Below are 22,461 nucleotides of genomic sequence, written 5' to 3' on the forward strand. Positions count from 1 at the left end.
TTTCAACCTTATTAGTACTGTTTACTCAGTTGTATCAAGGGTTTGTTCAATGAAAATCTTTGGAATTTTAATTAAATCTCAAAAACCGATTTACATACTGGGGATTAAGTCTTATAGTAGTTAATATTCAGTGATAGATATCACATAGAGAATTCAAGGGGGAAACGAAATCATGGTGTTAAAAATCAGAAAAAATCAAACTTTAGTGCTTTCTTTACTGTTAGTATTGGTGCTCATTACGAGTGCTTGCGGAGCTAAACCAGGATCAACTGGGAATGCAGTACAGGGATCTGAATCTTCCTCAGATAAGCCATTGCAAGGTAAACGAATTGCTCTCATCATGGAATTTAATACTGGAACTTTTTCACAGCAATACGTACAAGGGGTAACAGAAGAAGTAGAGAAGTTTGGTGGGACGTTAACGAAATTTGTAGCGGATAATGATAAAGCCAAAATGGCTTCATTGCTAGATTCTGCAGTCACTCAAAGATTCGATGCAATACTGACAGATCACGGATCACCAGAAGTTTTAACGCCCGGGGTTAAAAAAGCAACGGATAACAATATTCCAGTTATTGTATTTGATTCAGGTGTTGAAGTACCAGGAGTGACCGTGTTATCTCAGGACGATCAGCAGATGGCGGAGCTGACCTTGACACAATTGAAGAAAGATATCGGCGGTAAAGGTAACATCGTGAAAGTATGGGTGGCTGGCTTTGCACCGATGGAGAGACGCCAAGTCTCATATGCTAAGTTTATGAAAGAGAATCCAGATATTAAAGAAGTTGCGACCTTTGGTACCTCTCAGAATCCTGCTCTGGATACACAAACACAAATGGAAGCTATCTTGAAACAGTATCCAAAAGGTGAGATTTCCGCTGTATGGACGGCTTGGGATGAATTTGCTAAGGGAGCTTCTCGTGCCATCCAGCAGGCAGGACGTAATGAAATTAAAGTATATGGTATCGATATGAGTGATGAGGATCTGCAAATGATTCAGGACCCTAACAATCCTTGGGTGGCTTCTGCAGCAGTAGACCCGAAGGATATTGGACGCATTCAAGTTAGATATGCTTATCAGAAATTGCACGGAGACAAGACGGATGATGCAGTTGTTCTAAATCCCGTATATGTATCCAATGATCAATTACCTAAGGAACAAATTTCTACAAGTGAATTGTCCAAATATGTGGAAGGATGGGGCGGTAGTAAACAGGGCCTACAAGATTGGATGAAGGATTATAGTAAATAAAGGTAGGCTCAAATTTATTATCAGTGTTTACTGAAAATAGAATTTTATGCTGATCGTAGCGGTCATTTATCAAAACTATACATTTTTTGAGCACACTGATTTTGATGTTGAGAATAAAATTAACGATCACAAGGGGAGGAACCTAATAATCATGGCATCATCATCATTTCTACTAGAGATGAAGGGCATTAGCAAAAAATTCGCCGGGGTTCCTGCTTTACAACAGGTTGATTTTGCCGTGAGTGGTGGAACGATACATGCTCTTCTTGGGGCTAACGGAGCAGGGAAGAGCACGCTGATGAAAATCTTGTCGGGTGCCTATCTTCCGGATAGTGGTGTGATTGAAGGTAATGGAATGCCTCTTCACCTACATTCACCAAGTGATGCCAAAACAAGTGGCATTTACTGTGTATACCAAGAAGTGGATGCAGCACTAGTCTCTCAGATGAGTGTGGCAGAGAACGTCATGTTAGACCGTCTAGCATCGTCTGACTCAAGTGTATGGATTAAGCCGAGTCGAATGGTAGCTCTATCCTCAGAGGTTCTAGCACAGCTGGGAGTAGAGATGGATGTTAAACAAAAGGTAAGTGAGCTGAGCTTGGCAGAGAAGCAAATGGTACTGCTTGCCAGAATTTTGGCACAGGAAGCTAAAGTGATCATCTTTGATGAACCGACAGCCCCTCTTAGTCAGAGTGAGAGTGAATCCTTTTTCCGAATTCTTCATTCACTAAAAGATCGAGGTGTTGCTTGTATATTTATCACACATCGTTTGCCTGAGGTGTTGGCCCATTGTGATCTTGTGACGGTAATGAGAGATGGCCAAAACGTAAGTGTGTCCAAGACTGAAGATACAGACTCAGAATCCATTATAGGGCACATGCTGGGTAAAACATTTGCTGAAGAATTCCCCAAGATCCAGGTTCCTATAGGAGATGTTGTTCTACAAGCTAAGGGACTCCGGAAAGGGAGGAAAGTTCGTGGTGTGGATCTTGAAGTACGCCGAGGTGAGGTGCTTGCGATCGTCGGTCTAGTAGGGGCGGGCAAGACAGAGTTAGCCCGTTTATTGAGTGGTGCAGAACCGTTTGATGATGGGGAATTACGTATCCATGGGAAGAAATTAAAGCTGAGGGAGCCGGCTGATGCTGTGCAATCAGGTATCGTGTCTATCCCTGAAGAGAGACGTAAACAAGGGATATTTATTCATGAATCTGTACATCAGAATCTCAGTTTACCGATCCTTACTAAGCTAAGCAGGCTGAGTTTTATCTCTAATAAACAAGAGAAGAGCCATGGCAATAAGGTCATCGATTCACTGGGGATTAAAGTGTCTTCTGGCAAACAAATCGTACAGTATTTAAGCGGAGGCAATCAGCAGAAAGTAGCGATTGGGAAATGGCTGGAAAGTGATGCTGACGTATTTATTTTTGATGAACCTACCAAAGGGGTAGATATAGGTGCCAAAAGTGATATTTTCGGCATTATAGGTTCCTTAGCAGCTCAGGGCAAGGGGATTATCTACTTAACTTGCGAACTCATGGAGGGCATTGGAATAAGTGACCGAATAGGTGTCATGTGCGATGGCGAAATCACCAAAGAATTTGGAGCTAATGAAGCTACTCCAGAACAGCTCTTATATTATGCCAGTGGGGGTCAGGAGATTAACGATGAAGGATAAACTGATGAACTTGGCGTTTCGTTACGGCGCAATTGTGGTAATTATAGGGGTTATTGCATTTTTCTCCTTCAAATTACCTTATTTCTTTACGTATAGCAATATGGCAGATATACTCGGGTCGATCACGATAGTGACATTTGTAGCCATAGGAGTGACCCTATCTCTGATTGTAGATGGATTTGATTTATCGGTTGGATCAACCGTCTCTTTAACTACAGTCGTCTCAGCCTCACTAATGATCTGGTATCAGCAACCATTGTATATTGTTATTATAGGTTCACTTGTAATAGGGGCTCTTATAGGATTGCTGAATGCTCTTCTCATAGTAAAATTAAGAATTCCGGATCTTCTCGCCACCTTAGCTGTGATGTATATTGTGAGTGGCATCCATAAGACGTATGCTCAAGGTTACACGATCTATAATCACATGGAATTTCCTGATGGAACCAAAGCGCCTGGGGAGATGAATACGACTTTTCTTCAATTGGGCCAAGGGAAATGGTTTGGCGTTCCTATTTCGGTTATTCTGTTGTTGATTGCCGTAGCTCTTGTTCATATCTTCTTGACGCGAACGAAATATGGACGGCACATGTATGTGACAGGTGGAAATGAAGAAGCGGCTCGTTTGTCAGGTATTAAAGTTAAGAAGGTTCGGACTTTGGCTTATGTCGCTTCAGGTTTGTTCGCAGCTATAGGTGGAATTGTGTTTGCATCTCGTGTTGGTTCTGGACAGATTGACGCGGGTGCCCCACTTCTGATGGAGGCTGTTGCTGCTGTGTTTGTCGGTTTCTCGGTGTTTGGAGCAGGGAAACCGAATGTGATAGGTACGTTTATAGGGTCCGTATTGATCGGTGTATTAGTGAATGGTTTGACAATGATGAATTTGCAGTATTTTACACATGATATTGTCAAAGGGGCGGTCCTTGTGCTGGCTCTATCGGTAACTTTTTATGTTTTAAATCGATCAAAGACCTAAAACGCTTGATATTATGGATTAGCTGTATTAGTATAAATCTGTTCCGCGCATATGTTTTCACACTTTATTAGGGTGATTCTGTCTGTAAAAAGTCATTTAAATGTATATTTTGCGGCAAAGCGGAAACAAAGGTTAACAATCGATCTCATTTCTGAATGGGGAGGTGAATAGAAATGAATAAATCGGAACTGATTTCCCAAGTTGCGGAAACATCTGAATTGTCCAAAAAGGATGCTACGAAAGCAGTTGATGCTGTATTCGAAGCAATCTCAGGAGCGCTGCAAAGCGGTGATAAAGTACAATTGGTAGGATTCGGAAACTTTGAAGTTCGCGAACGTTCTGCACGTAAAGGACGCAACCCGCAAACAGGAGAAGAAATCGAAATCGCTGCGAGCAAAATTCCTGCATTCAAACCAGGTAAAGCGCTCAAGGATGGAATTAAATAAGATTTCCACCAAATCCATAGAACAAATAGAGTATAAGAATGAGGCCCGTGACGTTTGTTCACGGCCTTTTCTTTTCTATTTATCGTGAAAGAATGGGAGGAATGTTGATATGGATAACCAAGCGAATAATAATAATGATGATTATTTTGTTGTCAAAGCCAAAGAGAACGGCGTACAAGTCATTGGGCTAACTCGTGGGCAGGATACCCGCTTTCACCATACGGAAAAGTTGGACAAAGGCGAAGTGCTCATCGCTCAATTTACTAGTCATACCTCTGCTGTGAAAATTCGGGGTAAAGCTCAAGTGATGACTAAACATGGCATGGTAGAGAGCGAGAGCTGAAATAGCAGGCATAGCCTGCTTTTTTTCATTGTACAATGAGGTATGGACTTAAATAGTGAAGACGACACTAGAAGTGTGAGTTCAGAAAGTCGACGATTCAGCACCGAGAAGGTGATTCGTGATCCATAGATGACTTTTTGAACAACCTCTAGAAGAGTGATCTGGTGAAAGGGGTATTTCTTATGAATCGCTGGACTCTACTGGGGAGTACAATGTTACTTTGTTTAGGAGCTGTATTGTTCCTTCCCAAGTTGGTTTCATTCCAAACCTCATTGGAACAACAACAAAAAGTTACGGCTACATTCACACCTATGTCACGTGTAGAGCTTAGCAATGACAATTTAGTAGATGAGCTTAGTTCACTTCCGCTTACACTGCCAATCCGTAGGGTAGAATGGAAAGGTTCAATTCTGACGCTGGATCTGAAGGTTGAAGGGCCTGAACGCTCAGTCGGAGATATGTATGAGAATATGGCAGAGGTGTTGTTATTCAGCTTCCACAATACTCCTAATGTAGATCAAGTGATGCTGCGACTGATTGCTGAGGATAAATGGTTGAATACAAGACATTTACTACTAGCTGCGAATGTAAGTCGTTATGAATGGAGTGCGGAGCTTACTAAAATGCTGCAAAATAACGGTGAAAGACCTCTAACGGATATATTGAAACAAACCTTACATGTGAATGAAACGAAACTATGGAACAATCAGTTTAACATGCCGAAAACACTTGAATAAGAAGATAAAACCCTGTGCCAGTGTTTTAACATGTGCTATAATAATCGAGATTGTGAACATTATCATTGTGAATATTATAATGGTTCAAAGTTTAAGGCTCGGAGGCTAACCATGAAACCTTACCGCATACCGCTACTCGCAAAAAACTACATCGAATATGATATGATCCAAAAGCACACGGAATTGCCGTCTTTTCCGGATGCCCGTGTGCATTTATTATATATTTTTTTGAATCGTGGTGGTCGCACACCGTTACATCACGAAGAGCTATATGCCCTAGTTACTTACTTGGTGCAAATGGGTCTCGATACACACGAAACCATTGACACTGTACAAGGGAATCAGGCAGAAGGCCAAATGCGGTGTCGCCAATTAAAAGTACTCGCAGGAGATTACTTTAGTAGCGGATTCTACCAGCTGTTGTCTGATCAAGGACAGATCGAAGTGATAAGACTTATAAGCCAAGCGATCTGTGATGTGAACATACAGAAGATGAATCTTTACAGCAAGATGAGTAGCTCGATGTTATCTGCAGAACAATATTTGCGGCTAAAGGTACAGCTGAACATGCAGCTGTTTCTTTCTTTTACTCCAATGTTAGAGAAATCTGTGCAAGATTTATGGCAACAGCTACTACAGGAATTCAGTCTTTGTGATACGATTGTACAAGAGCTTAATGTCAACAAAGGGCCACAGCGATTGACACCTGGCTATCCATTTATTTCAGATGAGGAACTAACGGACAAGTTGCATCATACAATGAGTCGGATACAATCTATTCTACAAGTGAATAACGGTGAAGTTCGTTTTCGTACTGTTGTACAATTACTGGAACCATTCCAAAGCTATTTGGATGTTTCCAAAACTGTAGTGAGAGAGGGATAGGGTGATTACTGTTGGAGCGAAATACATCAGAGAGTAAAGCAAAGCCAAAGGAACAGCACGTTCAATCTGTATTTGAGAGCATTGCTGGCAAATACGATATCATGAACGATATATTGAGCTTCCGTCGGCATAAGGCTTGGCGGAAATTTGCAATGCGTAAGATGAACGTGAAATCTGGGGATACCGCGATTGACCTTTGTTGTGGTACATGTGATTGGACACTCAGTTTAGCTGAGGCGAGTGGAACGAGTAACATTGTTGGTTTAGACTTTAGTCCAAGCATGCTGGAGGTAGGCCGCAACAAAATTGCGAAACAGCATATGAACGATAGGATTACCTTGGTTGAGGGAAACGCAATGAGCCTTGAGTTTGAAGATAATAGCTTTGATTACGCTACGATTGGTTTTGGACTTCGCAATGTCCCCGACCTCAGACAGGTGCTTGAAGAAATGAAACGGGTGGTTAAGCCTGGTGGAATGGTCGTATGTCTGGAGCTATCAAAGCCTACTAGTCAGCCCTTTAAGGGAATCTATTATTTCTATTTTCAAAAAATATTGCCGAATCTAGGAAAGTTATTTGCATCAAGATATGAGCAATACAAATGGCTACCTGATTCACTGGCTCTATTTCCAGGAAGAGAAGAACTCACCGATGTATTCCGGCAGGTTGGATTACAACAAGTCGAAGCCTATCCCTTAACCGGTGGAATTGCGGCATTACATATTGGGAGTAAGGAGAATCAGCATGTTTAAGAAAATTGGCATTTACTTAGAAATGATTAAAATTGAACATACATTATTTGCTTTACCCTTCGCCTTTATGGGTGCGTTACTGGGGTCAGTGAGTGTCAACGGAGAGCTTCCCTCATGGGCACAGATTGGTTGGATTCTTATGGCTTTATTTGGTGCCCGTAGTGCGGCATTTGGACTAAACCGAATCATTGACCGAGTGATCGATAAGAAGAATCCACGAACAGCAAATCGGGCGATTCCTGCGGGATTACTCAAAACGATTGAGGTTATTGTGTTTACAGTGGTATCATTCATTCTTCTCTTCTGGGCAGCTTTCGAGTTATCTCCACTCGCAGTTAAGTTGCTTCCCGTTGCAGTGTTCATGCTCGTTATTTATTCCTACACCAAAAGATTCACTTGGCTCTGTCACGTCGTGCTTGGGTTAACTACATCACTGGCTCCTCTTGGAGGTTGGGTAGCCGTTACGAATAGTGTGGACTTAAATGCTTGGATATTCTATCTTACGCTGTCATTCTGGACAGCAGGTTTTGATATTATTTATGCGATTCAGGACTTGGATTTCGATAAAAAAGAAGGATTACATTCGATACCCGTTCGTTTTGGACTTTATAATTCCTTGAGAATTGCACGTATATTTCATGTGATAACAGCCATAGGTTTTGTACTTCTGTTCTTCTTGACAGAACTTAGTTGGTGGTATTTTGTAGGGATGTTTATCGCGTCCGCTATATTATTCTATGAGCATTTCATTCTGTCTCCTAAGGACATGAGCAAGCTACAGACGGCTTTCTTTACGATGAATAGTTCGCTAAGTATTGTCGTGTTTGCCTTTACTATGATTGACTTGGTGGTGCAATACGCTTGAACGATTCAATAAAGAAACAACGATGGGTTGTCGGAATAACAGGAGCAAGTGGCTCTATCTATGGCATTCGACTGATCGAGACTTTGCTATCTCAGAATAAGGATGTACATATCGTTATATCTAACGCGGGTTGGCGTGTGCTGAATGAGGAGATGGGATGGAAGATTTCAGATCGAGAAACGGTTCTTAATGAGAAGTTTGGACCGTATTCTGGAACGTTTCACTATCATCCTATAGCGGATATCGGGGCCACGATTGCCAGTGGTTCTTTTCAAGTGGAGGGCATGATTATCGTTCCATGCTCAATGGGGACATTGTCGGCTGTATCGAATGGTTCATCTGATAATTTAATGACACGTGCTGCTGATGTGATGTTAAAAGAAGGCCGTCCATTAGTCCTCGTCCCACGTGAAACGCCGTTGCACGCAATTCACTTGGAAAATATGCTGAAGCTGTCACGTCTAGGTGTCAAGATGATCCCAGCGATGCCTGCTTTTTATTTCAAACCACAAAGTATGGACGATATGATTAATTTCGTCGTTGGTAAAGTACTGGATAGTCTTCGAATTGATCACCAATTATTTAAAAGATGGGAGGGATAAGGATGCCAGCGCCCGGCAATAAGAAGACCATCATCGGAAAAATTAAATATACGAATGCATGGCCTATTTTTCACTACTTTGAACCTAGTACTCTTCATGAGCCTGCATCTATGGTGTCGGAAGTCCCTTCCTATCTAAACCAAGGGATGAGTGATGGAAGTATTGACATTGGTGCCTTGTCTTCATTTGCCTATGGATTGTTATCGGAGCAACTATTATTGTTACCGGAATTATCGGTTAGTGCTGATGGACCTGTGAAGTCAATCTTGCTGTTCTCGCGTGAGCCGCTGGATAGTATGGGGAATGGAACCATTGCGCTCACCAATACATCGGCTACCTCTGTGAATCTGCTCAAAATTCTGATGAGTAAAGCGTTAGGAGCACATCCAACCTATCTTACAACAGAACCTGACTTAGAGATCATGATGAGTAATGCGGATGCGGCACTACTGATTGGAGATAACGCCATCAAGGCTTCGTGGGAAGAACACGGCTATTATGTTACGGATTTGGGAGCCTGGTGGAAAGAATGGACTGGGCATAGCATGACATTCGCCGTATGGGCTGTTAATCGTGATACTGCGCAAAGAAAGCCTGAGGCTATTGTAGAAATAGTAGATGCCTTTCAGACAAGTAAAGCTCGTAGTCTGGCAAATTTGCAGCCTATTGTTGAAGAAGCATGCTCTACCATCGGTGGAACTACTGAATATTGGGAACGATATTTCTCAAATTTATGTTATGACTTTGGAGAAAGACAGTATGAAGGTTTGCGACTTTATTTCCGTTATGCCTATGAATTAGGGCTTGTTCAACATAAGGTACACATGGAAGTATGGGACCATAATATGCTGATACAGGTGAAGGAATGAAGAGATTAGACATCTTCGGCACGCTAAAAAAAGATATGGAATACATAGAGCGTGAATTGTTTCGTAGCATAGAGGGAAATGAACTGCTAAATGAAACGTCACTTCATCTACTGAAAGCTGGCGGTAAAAGACTGCGTCCTGTTTTTGTATTGATGGGAGGTAAATTCGGCGATTATGACATTGAGAGTCTGAAGAATGTGGCAGTATCCCTTGAACTTATTCATATGGCTTCCCTCGTTCATGATGACGTTATTGATGATGCAGATACCCGGCGCGGGCAATTGACTGTAAAATCTAAATGGGATAATAAGATCGCTATGTATACTGGTGATTTCATATACGCTAAAGCTTTGTTAGTCGCTACTCAATTGCCTAATCCAGAAATTCATCAGAAATTATCTAAGGCCATGGTTGAGATGTCTATCGGTGAAATGGAGCAAATTCGAGATTTCTTCAATACGGGGCAAAGTGTGCGTCGCTATTTGTTGCGTATTCGGCGTAAGACGGCTCTACTGATCGCAGTGAGTTGTCAGCTTGGTGCGATTGCCGTAAACACAGATCCTAGAATTAGCAATCTGTTATATCAATATGGGTATAACGTGGGTATGGCTTTTCAAATTCAGGATGATTTATTAGATCTGTGTGGAACGGAGAAGCAGATCGGTAAGCCACCAGGGAACGATATTCGGCAAGGAAACATTACCTTACCCATTATTTATGCTCTTCAAGATCAAGAATTACGTGGACCTTTACTTCAAGAAATTATACGTATTCATCATATGAACGGCCAATGTGATGTATCGAATGCTATACGAATGGTCAAATCCAGCTCAGGAATTCATCGAGCAGAGCAACTGGCTTCCCAATATATTAATAAAGCGCTAGCCGCTCTAAATGAGCTTCCAGACCTCAAAATTAAAAGAAATTTGAAGGATATCGCCCATTTTGTCACGAAACGAGCATATTAGGCATTAACCGATGCTAAGCTTTCTGGTAATATACAATTATGGATGAATCAATCCAATGAATAGCTTCATGACTTGTATTGAAAATGGAGAGTGAGTCTATGGAACGTACTTTTTTGATGATCAAACCTGATGGTGTTCAGCGGGGTCTAATCGGTCGTATTGTGAGCAGGTTGGAAGAGAAAGGTTTTACAATGGTGGCGGGTAAGTTGGTAACTATAACGGAGGAACAGGCCAAAAGGCATTATGCAGAACATGAAGGGAAAGATTTCTTCCCTAATCTGTTGGACTTCATTACTTCAGGTCCAGTGTTCGCTATGGTATGGGAAGGGGACGATATCGTGACATTGTCTCGGATGCTCATAGGTAAAACGAATGTCAAAGAAGCTCTGCCAGGTTCTATACGTGGTGACTTCGCTGCACATACACCAAATAATCTAATTCATGGTTCAGATTCACTGGAGAGCAGTACACGGGAAATTGCAAATTTCTTTGAGGCTCATGAGTTTGTGGATTATGAGAAAAGTATTTCCCAATGGATATAAAATCTCCCACATCGCTTCTAAGTGATAAACAAGCAGAGAATGTCCCTATTGACACGGATTATATGAATTTTATTCAACGAATTAATAAAACTACCGGAATTAATCTTTCAGAGTACAAGGAAGCGCAGATGAAGCGCCGTTTGACGACACTTCGGTTGAAGAATGGCTACAATAGCTTTGATTCTTTCTATGAGGCTATGATGAGCAACAAAGTGTTGTTTTATGAGTTTCTGGATCGGATGACGATTAATGTTTCTGAATTTTGGCGTAATCCTAATCGCTGGGAAACGCTACGGGATGTCATTCTTCCAGATCTATTGGAGGGTAAACGCCGTCTTAAGGTATGGAGTGCGGCTTGTTCTACAGGCGAAGAGCCTTATACGTTGGCCATGATATTGTCTGATCGGAAGGCACTATTAGAGAGTTCTCTTGAGGCTAGTGATATAGATGATGGTGCGCTAGAGAAAGCTAAACAGGGACTCTATTTAGAAAGGTCTCTTAAGGACGTACCTAAGGACGTGGCAGCCCGCTATTTCACAGAAGAAGGATCGATGTTCAAGATCAATGATTCGTTAAAAAAAGCAGTCCAATTCAAGAAACAGAATCTACTGCTAGATAAGTTTGATACCTATTATGATCTCATCGTCTGCCGCAATGTGATGATTTATTTCACAGAGGAAGCCAAGACTAAGCTTTATCAGAAATTTGCTGATAGTCTTAGGCCGGGAGGATACTTATTCGTTGGAAGTACGGAACAGATATTTTCCCCAGCTCAATACGGGCTTGAGTCAACAGAAACGTTCTTCTATCGTAAAAAACTATAACTTAACATGATACTAAGGTATAGAAACGACGCCACTTTACGATACTAGATATCATAAGAATATTATGGTAACAAGTGGAGGTCAGTACATTATGGATAAGAGAAAGGTAATTACTGCGTATCAACGTGGGTTCATTACCATTCAGGAATGTAGTCAAATACTAGGAATTGAGAACGTTCATCTTAGTCGCTTGATTCAAGAAGCTGTAAATAATTGCGATACTGAAGATATTGTTAATCAACCGATTAATGGGTGAGACAATTGATAAAATGCGCCGTACCTGCCATTATGGAGGTACGGTGCTTTTTTTAAGAATGTAACGATACCCTTTCTTGTCAAAGTTTATGACCTATACTATAATGAGCAAAGATATTGGCCGATTTTAGTCAATTACAGTTTAAAAGTTTAAAGGGGGAAAGCAACATGAGTTTACGCTATTTGACTGCTGGTGAAACACATGGACCTCAGCTCACGGCTATTATTGAGGGGTTACCTAGCAATTTAACATTAGATTTCGAAGCATTGAATTTTCAACTCCACCGTCGCCAAAAGGGATATGGACGTGGACGTCGTATGCAGATAGAGAAAGATACAGCACAAATCGTAGGTGGAGTTCGTCATGGTTATACGACAGGTGCTCCTGTAGCTCTGGTCGTCGCTAATAATGACTGGACACATTGGAAGAACATTATGAACATAGAACCGATAGAAGGCACGGATGAAGAAAAACGTCGTGTTCATCGCCCTCGTCCAGGCCATGCGGATCTTAATGGTGGACTTAAATACAATTTGAAGGACTTGCGTAACGTACTTGAACGTTCTAGTGCAAGAGAAACGACAGTTCGCGTGGCTGTTGGTGCAATAGCGCGGCAATTCCTTGAGCAATTTGGAATAAGAATTGCAGGTCAAGTGATTCGTATTGGGGAAATAGAAGCCCCACCACATGATTTATCTATAGATGAGTTGATTGAGAAGACTGAAGCGTCTTCTGTACGGGTTGTAGATGTTGAGACAGAGAAGAAGATGGAAGCTTATATCGATCAAATTAAACAAGATGGCGATTCCATTGGTGGCATTGTTGAATGTATTGTTGAAGGTGTTCCGATTGGACTGGGAAGTTATGTGCAGTATGACCGGAAGCTAGATGCACGTATCGCTCAAGGTGTGATGTCAATCAACGCATTCAAAGGTGTAGAGATCGGTATCGGATTCGAAGCGGGCATTTTACGTGGTTCTCAAGTACATGATGAGATTATGTATGAGGAAGAACGTGGATATCACCGTGCTAGTAATCGTCTAGGTGGATTCGAAGGCGGAATGACGAACGGTATGCCAGTCGTTGTTCGCGGTGTGATGAAACCTATCCCAACCCTCTATAAGCCACTACAAAGTGTAGATATTGATACGAAAGAAGCCTTCACTGCACAGGTAGAGCGTTCAGATGCTTGCGCAGTGCCAGCAGCGAGTGTTGTGATGGAGCATGTTGTCGCATGGGAAATTGCTAAAGCCTTCTTAGAGAAATTCGGTGGTGACTCGATGGAAGAGACCCAAACCAATTATAATCAATACCTTGCTCAATTAGAGAGGTATTAAAGATGAGAACGGTGACAGTAGATCTAGGAGAGCGATCATATCCGATTTATATCGGGCAAGGTCTTATTGACCGAATGGGGCAGTATTTCGAGCGTCATGGTATATCTACTAAAAGTCCTCTATTGATCGTTACGGACGAGTTGGTTGCGCCTCATTACTTGAATAGAGTAGAGAAGCAATTGGCAGCGGAAGGATTTCAGACCGTGTCCAAGGTTGTGAAATCTGGAGAGACGTCTAAATCGCTAACTGTCTTTGAAGAAGTCATGACGACAGCTATTGAGGGCGGACTTGATCGTAGCTCGACTGTCGTGGCGCTTGGTGGTGGCGTAGTGGGTGATTTGGCTGGATACGTTGCTGCAAGTTATATGCGAGGAATTAAGTTCGTACAAGTTCCGACGACGATTCTAGCACATGATAGTAGCGTTGGGGGTAAGGTTGCTGTGAACCATCCTCTTGCCAAGAATATGATCGGTGCTTTTCATCAGCCTGAGTTAGTATTGTATGACTTAGATACGTTACAAACGTTGCCTCCACGGGACGTATCGTCAGGACTTTCTGAAATGATCAAACATGGATTAATTCAGGATGGTGATTTTGCAAGATGGTGCAGAGAGCATGCTACTGAATTACTGTCATTGGACCCTGAAGCTCTAGGATATGGTTTAGAACGTGGTTGTAGTATCAAAGCCTCGGTTGTGTCTCGGGATGAACGGGAGAATGATCTTCGAGCTATTCTTAATCTAGGGCATACGATTGGTCATGCCATAGAAGCTGTTGGTGGATACGGTGAATATTTACATGGTGAAGCTATCTCAATTGGGATGGCGGGTTCAGCAATGCTTGCTGTCAAATTAGGTCGTGACGAGAGTATATATGATGAGACAGTGAGTATGCTGACATCCCTTGGATTGCCTGTAAAGATGGCGGATCATTTATCTACAGACGATATCATGGCAGCTATGATGCACGATAAGAAGTTCAAAGAAGGGCATATGTTGTTTATTATCCCGGACTCTATTGGTGCTGTAAGCATCGTTAAGGATGTACCCGAACAGCTCGTTCGAGATGTGATAGATCTACTTAGAGAAGGAGGGGAAGTCCATGTATAATAGGGGAATTCGTGGTGCAACGACGGTGACACAGAATGAAGAGCAGGAAATTCTAAGCGAGACAGTGACACTACTTCGTGAAATTATTACCCGTAATGCAGTTGAACCTGAAGACATCTGTAGCGTATGGATTACGATGACTAACGATCTCGATGCTACTTTTCCAGCAAGAGCGATCAGACAACTGGAAGGTTGGGAGTTAGTGCCTTTGATGTGTTCGGTTGAGATTCCTGTACAAGGAAGCTTGCCACAGTGTATCCGTCTCATGATACAAGTGAATACAGAGAAGAGTCAGCGGGAAATGAAACATGTTTATTTAAATGATGCACGCAAGCTTAGACCTGATTTATCCGCTTCAACGAACTAATATTTTTCGGAGCTGGGTTGTCAAAGATAGCATGCATCATGTATAGTGGTTTTAGTTGAGTAGAGCAGAGTGTAGTTGAGAAGAGTATAGCTGAGCAGAGTCCATAGTTTAATTATATGTCGGTAGAGGATCTATTTTCTGATCTCTAAGACTTCTCTTTGATTTATTAGGAGAGGTTTAGTAGGGGGATGAATGGGATTGTTGCCGGACTCTTTCATATACTTGATCATCTTGAAAACCTCTACTTTGTAGAGGTTTTTTTATTAGATTCGCAAGATAACTTAGAGTATGTAGAAGTATCATATGAAGGAGGCTGGTCATCATGACCCCCAGTGTAGAACAGGTAATTTCTCTTGCAAGCCAATACAACTTAATTCCTGTTGTGAAGCGTCTGTTATCAGATATGGAGACGCCGATACGGATTTTTCAGCGATATGCTCAGCGAGATCATGCATTTCTGTTAGAGAGTGTCGAGGGAGGGAGCCAATGGGCTAGATACTCCTTTATCGGTACAGATCCATTTCTCATGATTTCTGGTAAAAAGGGCAAAATCATTCTGGAGAAGAATGGTGAGCAAGAGATCATGAAGGGGAAGCCAGTAGAGGAGCTAAAGGCGTTATTGCGTATGTATCGAAGCCCTAAACTGGATGACATGCCTCCTTTTACTGGAGGAGCTATTGGATTCTTTGGATATGACTTATTGCAGTATTATGAGAAATTGCCAGCTCATGCGGTTGATGATCTCCATATGGATGATATACGTTTTATGTTCTGTGATTCAATTATCGTATTCGATCATGTGAAGCAGCAAATATTGTTAGTGGGGAATGTTCATATCAAAGAAGGAGATACCGACAGTGATATTCAAGCCTCGTACGAGATCGTTAGTCGTAAGTTGGAGGATATTGCTGAGCAGTTACAGGAGCAGGGTCCACGTGAGAATGTGAATAGCCGAAGTATTCCGTTGGATGTGGAACTGGGTGATATCAAGTCCAATATGACGAAAGAGCAGTACATTGCAAATGTAGAACAAGCGAAAGAATACATTCGTTCGGGAGATATTTTTCAGGTGGTATTATCCCAGCGATTCCATATTGAGACAGAGGTTTCCCCATTGCACGTATATAGAGTACTAAGAACACTTAATCCATCTCCCTATATGTATTATCTCAAAATGAATGAGGAAATCATTGTCGGCACATCGCCTGAGGCACTAGTTAAGGTTGATGGAGATAGAGCTGAGACAAGGCCGATAGCGGGCACAAGACCTCGTGGAGAGAATGAGCAAGAAGACCGTGAGCTTAGTGAAGAGTTAATGGCGGACGAGAAGGAACGTGCAGAGCATCTTATGCTTGTTGATCTAGGACGCAATGATTTAGGACGTGTATCCCAATTCGGAAGCGTAAAGTGCGATTCATTTATGGAGATTGAGCGTTATTCACATGTTATGCACCTTGTGTCCAATGTGTCAGGGAGACTGAGAGAGGATAAAGATTTCTTTGATGCCTTTCTTTCTTGCTTACCGGCAGGAACCGTATCAGGAGCACCGAAGCTACGAGCGATGGAAATTATTGCGGAATTAGAAAAAGAAGCTCGGGGTGCTTATGCGGGTGCAATCGGATATCTAGGATTTACAGGTAACATGGATTCATGTATTACGATCCGTACTTTGATCTTTCGAAAAGGAAAAGCATACGTCCAAGCCGGAGCAGGTATTGTCTGGGACTCCGTTCCAGAGAAGGAGTATGAAGAGACGGTTAATAAAGCCAAAGCACTTCTTAAGGCTATTCGTACGGCGGAGGCTATGTTCCCTTCAGTTATGGAGGAGACGGGAAGCATAAATCAAGATTATTTATACGAATATACGCCACAAGGGTAAGAGTTGAGCGGTCATGGCGGTGCCAAAGATAAATCAGGCGATTCATAGGTAGGGTAATAGAATTAAATATATTGGAGATGAGCGAAGTGGAGAAGAGCCTAGTTGAGAATAAGTTGAATAATATCAAGGATACAGAATTGCTACAGAGTAGCATCGCCGAACTGATTCAAGGTCGTGACCTTACACGTCAAAAGGCACGAAGTATCATGGAGAGCATTATGGTGGGTGCAGCAACGCATACGCAGATTGGTGCCTTGTTAACGGCCTTAAGAATAAAAGGTGAAACGATTGATGAAATAACGGGATTTGCTGAAGCTATGAGAGGTGCGGGTAGTCGGATGCTGACAGAGAGTGAGCATCTGCTCGATACGTGTGGAACGGGTGGATCAGGATTACACAAGTTTAATATTTCCACTACTTCAGCTATTATTTCGTCATCTGTATCGGTTCGGGTAGCTAAGCATGGTAATCGTTCTGCATCAGGGCGTGCGGGAAGTGCTGATGTATTGGAAGCATTAGGAGTCAATATCAATATCTCTGCCGAACAAGCGAAGCGTTGCTTGGACGAGATAGGTATATGCTTCTTATTCGCTCAAATTTATCATCCATCGATGAAACATGCAGCAGCACCTCGTAAAGAGCTTGGTATTCGAACTGTATTCAATATGCTGGGTCCATTGACTAATCCTGCCGGTGCTGATCGTCAGTTACTGGGTATCTATGATCGCAATATGACAGAAACGATTGCACATGTGTTGAAGGAGTTAGGTTTGAAACGTGCCTTAGTCGTTTCCAGCTTGGATGGATTAGATGAGATTAGTATTTCTGCACCTACACAAGTTTCTGAGCTACGGGGAGGGAAAGTAAGTACTTATGACATCCATCCCCATGATCTAGGACTTGATTTACATCCGATTGAGGATGTTCTGGGGGGAGATGCCGCTCAGAATGCCCAAATTATACAATCGGTTCTGCAAGGTACTAAGGGTCCTTATCGTGACGTGGTATTGGCGAATGCAGGTGCTTGTATTTATGTCTCTGGGTTATCCGAATCCATTGCTGGAGGTGTGAAACTAGCGGCTGAGGCTATTGATAATGGAAAAGCACATGATAAACTGAATCAGTTGATTCTAATGACGGGAGATCAATCCAATGTATCTTGATAAAATAGTAGCAACGAAGGTCGAAGAAGTGAAGAAGCTTGCACAGCATTTCAATCTTACAGAAATAGAACGAGATATCGCAGCTTTACCCGAAACCAAAGGATTCATAAAAGCGTTAAATGAAAGACGCCATCGGGAGATGGGGTTGATCGCCGAAGTGAAGAAGGCTTCACCCTCTAAAGGCCTAATTCGTCCAGATTTCCACCCTGTAGACATTGCGCTAGCCTATGAACAAGCAGGAGCAGATTGTTTGTCTGTACTGACGGATGAAGTGTATTTTCAAGGGTGCGGGGAGTATTTAAAGGCGGTTCGTTCTGCGGTAAATATTCCATTATTACGTAAAGATTTCATCATTGATGAACGGCAAATATATGAAGCACGGGTACTTGGAGCAGATGCGGTACTTCTGATAGCTAGCATTCTTGAGCCTGCACAGATCTCGTCATTCCTCGAAATTGCCGCATCTATCGGCATGGATTCATTAATTGAAGTGCATAATCAGCAAGAGCTGGAAGAAGTGTTGAAACTGGATCAAGCCAGCCTAATAGGCATTAACAATCGAAACTTGCATACATTTGAGACTTCCCTCCAGACTACGGCTGAGCTTGTACGACTTATTCCTGATGGAATTACGATCATTAGTGAGAGTGGCATATCAAGCGTCGAAGATATGACGTATCTGAAACAAGCAGGAGCAGATGGCGTGTTAATAGGAGAGTATTTCATGCGTCAGCAAGAGATTGGCACTGCGGTTCAACATCTTATGGGTCCCCTTAAGGATCAAGGAGGAAGGTTCTAAGATGGGGAGTGCGTTAGTTAAAATTTGTGGACTTCAGGACGTTGAAGTGCTAAAATATATGAACGACTTACCTGTGGATTACATAGGGTTTGTATTTGCTAAAAGTCGTCGTCAGGTCTCAGTGGATACCGCAGCTATTCTGGTACCGCAGTTATCTAAGTGGCAGAATGAGAAGACACCAGAAAGTGTGGGCGTATTTGTTAATCCAACGATGGAACAGTTATCCGAAGTGATGGATCGTGTTTCACTAGATGTGATTCAGCTACATGGACAAGAGAAACCCGAATTCTGCCGTAAGGTAAAGCAGGCATTCGGGGTTAAAATATTTAAAGTTATTCAAATTCAAAGAACAGAGGATACTTCAGATAGTTCTGATATAGAGACTGCTCTTCAGGAATATATAGGTGTCATTGATGCCGTATTATTGGACACATTCGATCCTGTGCATGGAGGCGGTTCTGGGAAGACCTTCGCTTGGGAGCAAATAACACGGTATCAAGATTGGAGTCATCATGAAGGTATTCCGCTATGGATTGCCGGTGGGCTTGATCCTGATAATGTCGAGGAATTATTGGAACTCTATCATCCTCATGGAGTAGATGTCTCTAGTGGTGTTGAAAGTAATGGAATCAAAGATATAGATAAAATTAAAACTTTTGTTGAAAGGGTGAAAGGTTTATGACACAAGTACCGGATCAGCATGGACGTTTCGGTCCATTCGGAGGTCGCTTCGTACCTGAGACATTAATGAATGCATTAATTGAATTAGAAAATGCTTATAATGAGAATGCAGCAGATGCAAGCTTTCAAGCAGAAATTGATTATTTACTTAAGCAATATTCGGGTCGTGAGACCCCGCTGTATTATGCAGAACGTTTAAGCCAACGCTTAGGTGATGCTAAAATTTACTTGAAGAGAGAAGATTTAAATCATACCGGGGCTCATAAAATCAACAATGCCATCGCACAAGGTGTACTCGCTAAGCGTATGGGCAAGAACAAAGTGATCGCTGAGACAGGAGCCGGTCAACATGGCGTTGCAACGGCTACAGTAGCTGCACTTCTTGGGATGGAATGTAAAGTATTCATGGGTGAGGATGATACGAAACGTCAAGCGCTTAATGTATTCCGTATGAAGCTATTGGGTGCTGAGGTTGTGCCTGTGACTTCGGGATCACGCACACTGAAGGATGCTGGAAATGAGGCACTTCGTTACTGGGTCAGTCATGTGGATGACACATTCTATGTATTGGGTTCAGCTGTGGGCCCACATCCGTATCCAATGATGGTACGTAACTTTCAGCGTATCATTGGAGATGAGACCAGAGCACAAATACTGGAAGCCGAAGGTCGTCTGCCGAATATGCTCGTAGCCGCTGTTGGAGGGGGAAGTAATGCGATTGGTATGTTCTACCCCTTTTTAGAAGATAAAGAAGTTGCTATGATTGGCGTAGAGGCTGCTGGTAAAGGAGTCGATACGGAGTTTCATGCAGCAACGATGAGCAAAGGAACCCATGGTGTGTTCCAAGGCTCTATGAGCTATCTTCTACAGGATGAACATGGACAGGTTCAAGAAGCTCACTCCATCTCAGCGGGTCTTGATTACCCGGGTGTAGGTCCCGAGCATTCTTATCTTAAAGATATCGAACGTGTCCAATATGTCCCCATAACAGATCAAGAAGCACTGGATGCACTGGAGCTTCTCTGTCGGACGGAAGGAATTATACCCGCATTGGAATCTGCACATGCGGTTGCTCAAGTTGTGAAGCTGGCACCAACGTTTACTAAAGATGATATTGTGGTCATCTGTCTGTCTGGTCGAGGAGATAAAGATGTGGAATCCATCATGGCATACAGAGGGGGAGGACAGTTATGAATTTAATGGATCAAACATTCGAGACATTAAAGAGTCAGAATCGGACAGCACTCATGCCATTTCTAACCATAGGTGATCCTGATTTGGATACTACGGTGGAGATTATTCAAGAACTAGAAGCTGCGGGTGCCGATATGATCGAGCTAGGTGTTCCTTATTCTGATCCTCTTGCAGATGGTCCTGTTATTCAGCGAGCTTCACAGCGTGCTTTGAAGCAAGGCGTAACCATCCGTAAATGTATGGAGACAGCATTGAAGGCTCGCCAAGCAGGCGTGAAGATGCCATTTATTCTATTCACATATTACAATCCTGTATTGCAAATGGGTCTGACTCACTTTTTTGAACAGATCCAAGCCCACGATATTAGTGGTCTAATTATTCCAGATCTACCTATCGAGGAATCAGAGGAAGTAAGACGTCTGGCGGATGAAGTTGGAGTGAGTTTCATTCCATTGGTAGCTCCAACATCGCATGAACGAATTGCTAGAATTGTAGGTAATGCTAGTGGCTTCGTTTATTGTGTATCATCGTTAGGTGTAACGGGAGAGAGAGCGACCTTCCATCAAGGTGTAGAAGAGTTTATTCAGACGGTTAAGCAATACACAACTCTTCCAGTTGCTATTGGGTTTGGAATATCGACGCGGGAACAGGTAGAACATTTCTCGGAAATCTGCGACGGAGTCGTTGTAGGTAGCGCTATTGTTCGTCAGATCGAATCGGTTATTCCATTGCTGAGTAATGCGAGTACCAAACAAGAGGGATTGTTACAAATAAGAAATTTTGTTGCTCAATTAAAAGTATAGATACGAGGAGAATGAGTGGCCATGAAACCAAAATCTAGTATTGTTAACCTTCCTGTATATCAACCAGGTAAACCTATTGAAGAAGTGAAGAAGGAATTTGGCTTGAGTGATGTTGTGAAACTGGCATCCAATGAGAATCCTTATGGATCATCTCCTCGAGTGAAGGATGCCATTCTAGCTGAGTTGGACAATATTAGTATTTATCCAGATGGAAGCTCGGCAAGTTTAACTTCAGCTTTAGCTGACCGTTTAGGTGTGGACAGTAAGCAGATTATTTTTGGATGTGGATCGGATGAAATTATTGCCTTGATTACTAGAGCCTTTTTTGTATCAGGTGATGAGACGATTATGGCTGATCAGACATTCTCCGTATATAAAAGTAATGCTGACATCGAGGGCGCGATCAGTATCGAGGTTCCACTTAAAGATGGAACTCATGATTTAGATGCTATGCTTGCAGCTACTACGGATCGAACTAAGATTATATGGATTTGTAATCCAAACAATCCAACAGGTACGATTGTCTCTGAGCAGGCACTAATTGCTTTCTTAGATGCCGTTCCCTCACATATCATGGTTGTGCTTGACGAAGCTTATTGTGAATTTGTGACGGATAATACTTTCCCTAACAGTCTGAATATTTTATCTAAATACTCCAACTTGGTTATTCTTCGTACCTTTTCTAAAATATACGGACTTGCTTCTCTTCGAATTGGATATGGTGTGGGTCATCCTGAAGTGATCAAGCTAATTAATCAAGTTCGTGAACCTTTTAATACATCACGGATCGGTCAGGCAGCTGCTAAAGTAGCGCTGGAAGATCAAGATTATGTGAAATATTGTCGCGAGCATAATACGCAGGGGATATCGTATTTAGAAGGAGAATTTGATCGTATAGGTCTAGAGTATTTCCCAGCTCATGGTAACTTCATCTTGGTGAACGTTGGTAAACCTGGGCTTGAGGTATTTCAAGGATTGCTTCAATTAGGTGTTATTGTCCGTGCAGGATTTCAGCATTATCCTGAGTACATTCGTGTATCTATAGGCTCAAAGGAACAAAATGTTGTGTTCATTAACACACTTGAGCAAGTTCTCCAGGTAAAATCAGCTCAGGTATAAACCATTAATTTTATAAGA

Annotated in this window: 25 protein-coding genes; all 25 read left to right on the forward strand. The window is 42.3% G+C overall.

All coding sequences use genetic code 11. From position 1 onward, the window contains the following. Window positions 1-172: 172 nt before the first annotated feature. The 25 genes from UB51_RS05410 to hisC all read left to right on the forward strand — a co-directional run bounded on the left by UB51_RS05410 (window position 173) and on the right by hisC (window position 22,443). Window positions 173-1,252: a sugar ABC transporter substrate-binding protein gene (locus UB51_RS05410; protein ID WP_445322353.1), complete on the forward strand. Its 1,080-nt coding sequence runs from the start codon at window positions 173-175 to the stop codon at window positions 1,250-1,252. 151 nt (window positions 1,253-1,403) lie between these two features. Next, a complete protein-coding gene (locus UB51_RS05415; protein ID WP_044876426.1) occupies window positions 1,404-2,927 on the forward strand; it encodes a sugar ABC transporter ATP-binding protein in 1,524 nt (507 codons plus the stop codon). Continuing rightward, window positions 2,917-3,903, forward strand: a complete 987-nt coding sequence (locus UB51_RS05420; protein WP_044876427.1) for an ABC transporter permease — start codon at window positions 2,917-2,919, stop codon at window positions 3,901-3,903. The genes UB51_RS05415 and UB51_RS05420 overlap by 11 nt, the downstream gene beginning before the upstream one ends. Before the next feature lie 173 nt (window positions 3,904-4,076). Continuing rightward, a complete protein-coding gene (locus UB51_RS05425) occupies window positions 4,077-4,349 on the forward strand; it encodes an HU family DNA-binding protein (RefSeq protein ID WP_044876428.1) in 273 nt (90 codons plus the stop codon). Window positions 4,350-4,458: 109 nt separating this feature from the next. Beyond that, the gene (mtrB, locus tag UB51_RS05430; protein ID WP_044876429.1) at window positions 4,459-4,692 is read left to right on the forward strand and encodes a trp RNA-binding attenuation protein MtrB; all 234 of its coding nucleotides are present in this window, start codon (window positions 4,459-4,461) and stop codon (window positions 4,690-4,692) included. A 182-nt stretch (window positions 4,693-4,874) separates the two neighbouring features. Next, a complete protein-coding gene (locus UB51_RS05435; RefSeq protein WP_044876430.1) occupies window positions 4,875-5,429 on the forward strand; it encodes a hypothetical protein in 555 nt (184 codons plus the stop codon). 111 nt (window positions 5,430-5,540) lie between these two features. Then, window positions 5,541-6,314 (forward strand): heptaprenyl diphosphate synthase component 1, encoded by a 774-nt coding sequence (locus UB51_RS05440; RefSeq protein WP_044876431.1) that lies wholly within the window; start codon window positions 5,541-5,543, stop codon window positions 6,312-6,314. 11 nt (window positions 6,315-6,325) lie between these two features. Then, complete coding sequence (locus UB51_RS05445) at window positions 6,326-7,066, forward strand: demethylmenaquinone methyltransferase (RefSeq protein ID WP_044876432.1); 741 nt, start codon at window positions 6,326-6,328, stop codon at window positions 7,064-7,066. Then, window positions 7,059-7,931 carry a UbiA-like polyprenyltransferase gene (locus UB51_RS05450; protein WP_044876433.1) on the forward strand — a complete coding sequence of 291 codons (873 nt, stop codon included), beginning with the start codon at window positions 7,059-7,061 and terminating at the stop codon, window positions 7,929-7,931. The genes UB51_RS05445 and UB51_RS05450 overlap by 8 nt, the downstream gene beginning before the upstream one ends. Then, window positions 7,928-8,533, forward strand: a complete 606-nt coding sequence (locus UB51_RS05455) for a UbiX family flavin prenyltransferase (RefSeq protein ID WP_044876434.1) — start codon at window positions 7,928-7,930, stop codon at window positions 8,531-8,533. Before UB51_RS05450 ends, UB51_RS05455 begins: the two co-directional genes overlap by 4 nt. A 2-nt stretch (window positions 8,534-8,535) precedes the next feature. Next, complete coding sequence (locus tag UB51_RS05460; protein ID WP_044876435.1) at window positions 8,536-9,402, forward strand: menaquinone biosynthetic enzyme MqnA/MqnD family protein; 867 nt, start codon at window positions 8,536-8,538, stop codon at window positions 9,400-9,402. Further along, window positions 9,399-10,370, forward strand: coding sequence for a polyprenyl synthetase family protein (locus tag UB51_RS05465; RefSeq protein ID WP_044876436.1), 972 nt, complete (start codon window positions 9,399-9,401; stop codon window positions 10,368-10,370). Before UB51_RS05460 ends, UB51_RS05465 begins: the two co-directional genes overlap by 4 nt. A 98-nt stretch (window positions 10,371-10,468) precedes the next feature. Next, window positions 10,469-10,912, forward strand: a complete 444-nt coding sequence (ndk, locus tag UB51_RS05470) for a nucleoside-diphosphate kinase (protein ID WP_044876437.1) — start codon at window positions 10,469-10,471, stop codon at window positions 10,910-10,912. Beyond that, complete coding sequence (locus UB51_RS05475) at window positions 10,903-11,736, forward strand: CheR family methyltransferase (RefSeq protein WP_044876438.1); 834 nt, start codon at window positions 10,903-10,905, stop codon at window positions 11,734-11,736. The genes ndk and UB51_RS05475 overlap by 10 nt, the downstream gene beginning before the upstream one ends. Window positions 11,737-11,827: 91 nt before the next feature. Further along, window positions 11,828-11,992 (forward strand): hypothetical protein, encoded by a 165-nt coding sequence (locus UB51_RS28445; RefSeq protein WP_199924987.1) that lies wholly within the window; start codon window positions 11,828-11,830, stop codon window positions 11,990-11,992. Between the two features lie 167 nt (window positions 11,993-12,159). Next, the gene (gene aroC, locus UB51_RS05480) at window positions 12,160-13,329 is read left to right on the forward strand and encodes a chorismate synthase (RefSeq protein WP_044876439.1); all 1,170 of its coding nucleotides are present in this window, start codon (window positions 12,160-12,162) and stop codon (window positions 13,327-13,329) included. A 2-nt stretch (window positions 13,330-13,331) separates the two neighbouring features. Beyond that, a complete protein-coding gene (gene aroB / locus UB51_RS05485) occupies window positions 13,332-14,438 on the forward strand; it encodes a 3-dehydroquinate synthase (protein WP_044876440.1) in 1,107 nt (368 codons plus the stop codon). After that, the gene (gene aroH, locus UB51_RS05490; RefSeq protein ID WP_044876441.1) at window positions 14,431-14,805 is read left to right on the forward strand and encodes a chorismate mutase; all 375 of its coding nucleotides are present in this window, start codon (window positions 14,431-14,433) and stop codon (window positions 14,803-14,805) included. The genes aroB and aroH overlap by 8 nt, the downstream gene beginning before the upstream one ends. Window positions 14,806-15,124: 319 nt before the next feature. Further along, window positions 15,125-16,684, forward strand: a complete 1,560-nt coding sequence (gene trpE, locus UB51_RS05495; RefSeq protein WP_144406961.1) for an anthranilate synthase component I — start codon at window positions 15,125-15,127, stop codon at window positions 16,682-16,684. 122 nt (window positions 16,685-16,806) lie between these two features. Beyond that, window positions 16,807-17,847: an anthranilate phosphoribosyltransferase gene (trpD, locus tag UB51_RS05500; protein ID WP_199925021.1), complete on the forward strand. Its 1,041-nt coding sequence runs from the start codon at window positions 16,807-16,809 to the stop codon at window positions 17,845-17,847. Further along, window positions 17,837-18,646 (forward strand): indole-3-glycerol phosphate synthase TrpC, encoded by an 810-nt coding sequence (gene trpC / locus UB51_RS05505; protein WP_044876444.1) that lies wholly within the window; start codon window positions 17,837-17,839, stop codon window positions 18,644-18,646. Before trpD ends, trpC begins: the two co-directional genes overlap by 11 nt. A gap of 1 nt (window position 18,647) precedes the next feature. Continuing rightward, window positions 18,648-19,328, forward strand: a complete 681-nt coding sequence (locus UB51_RS05510; RefSeq protein ID WP_044876445.1) for a phosphoribosylanthranilate isomerase — start codon at window positions 18,648-18,650, stop codon at window positions 19,326-19,328. After that, the gene (gene trpB / locus UB51_RS05515; RefSeq protein WP_044876446.1) at window positions 19,325-20,521 is read left to right on the forward strand and encodes a tryptophan synthase subunit beta; all 1,197 of its coding nucleotides are present in this window, start codon (window positions 19,325-19,327) and stop codon (window positions 20,519-20,521) included. Before UB51_RS05510 ends, trpB begins: the two co-directional genes overlap by 4 nt. Beyond that, entirely contained in the window at window positions 20,518-21,324 is an 807-nt protein-coding gene (trpA, locus tag UB51_RS05520; RefSeq protein WP_044876447.1) for a tryptophan synthase subunit alpha, read from the forward strand. Before trpB ends, trpA begins: the two co-directional genes overlap by 4 nt. 21 nt (window positions 21,325-21,345) lie before the next feature. After that, window positions 21,346-22,443, forward strand: coding sequence for a histidinol-phosphate transaminase (hisC, locus tag UB51_RS05525; protein ID WP_044876448.1), 1,098 nt, complete (start codon window positions 21,346-21,348; stop codon window positions 22,441-22,443). Window positions 22,444-22,461 lie beyond the last annotated feature (18 nt).

The organism is Paenibacillus sp. IHBB 10380, from assembly GCF_000949425.1.
In the GTDB taxonomy this organism is placed as follows: domain Bacteria; phylum Bacillota; class Bacilli; order Paenibacillales; family Paenibacillaceae; genus Paenibacillus_AQ.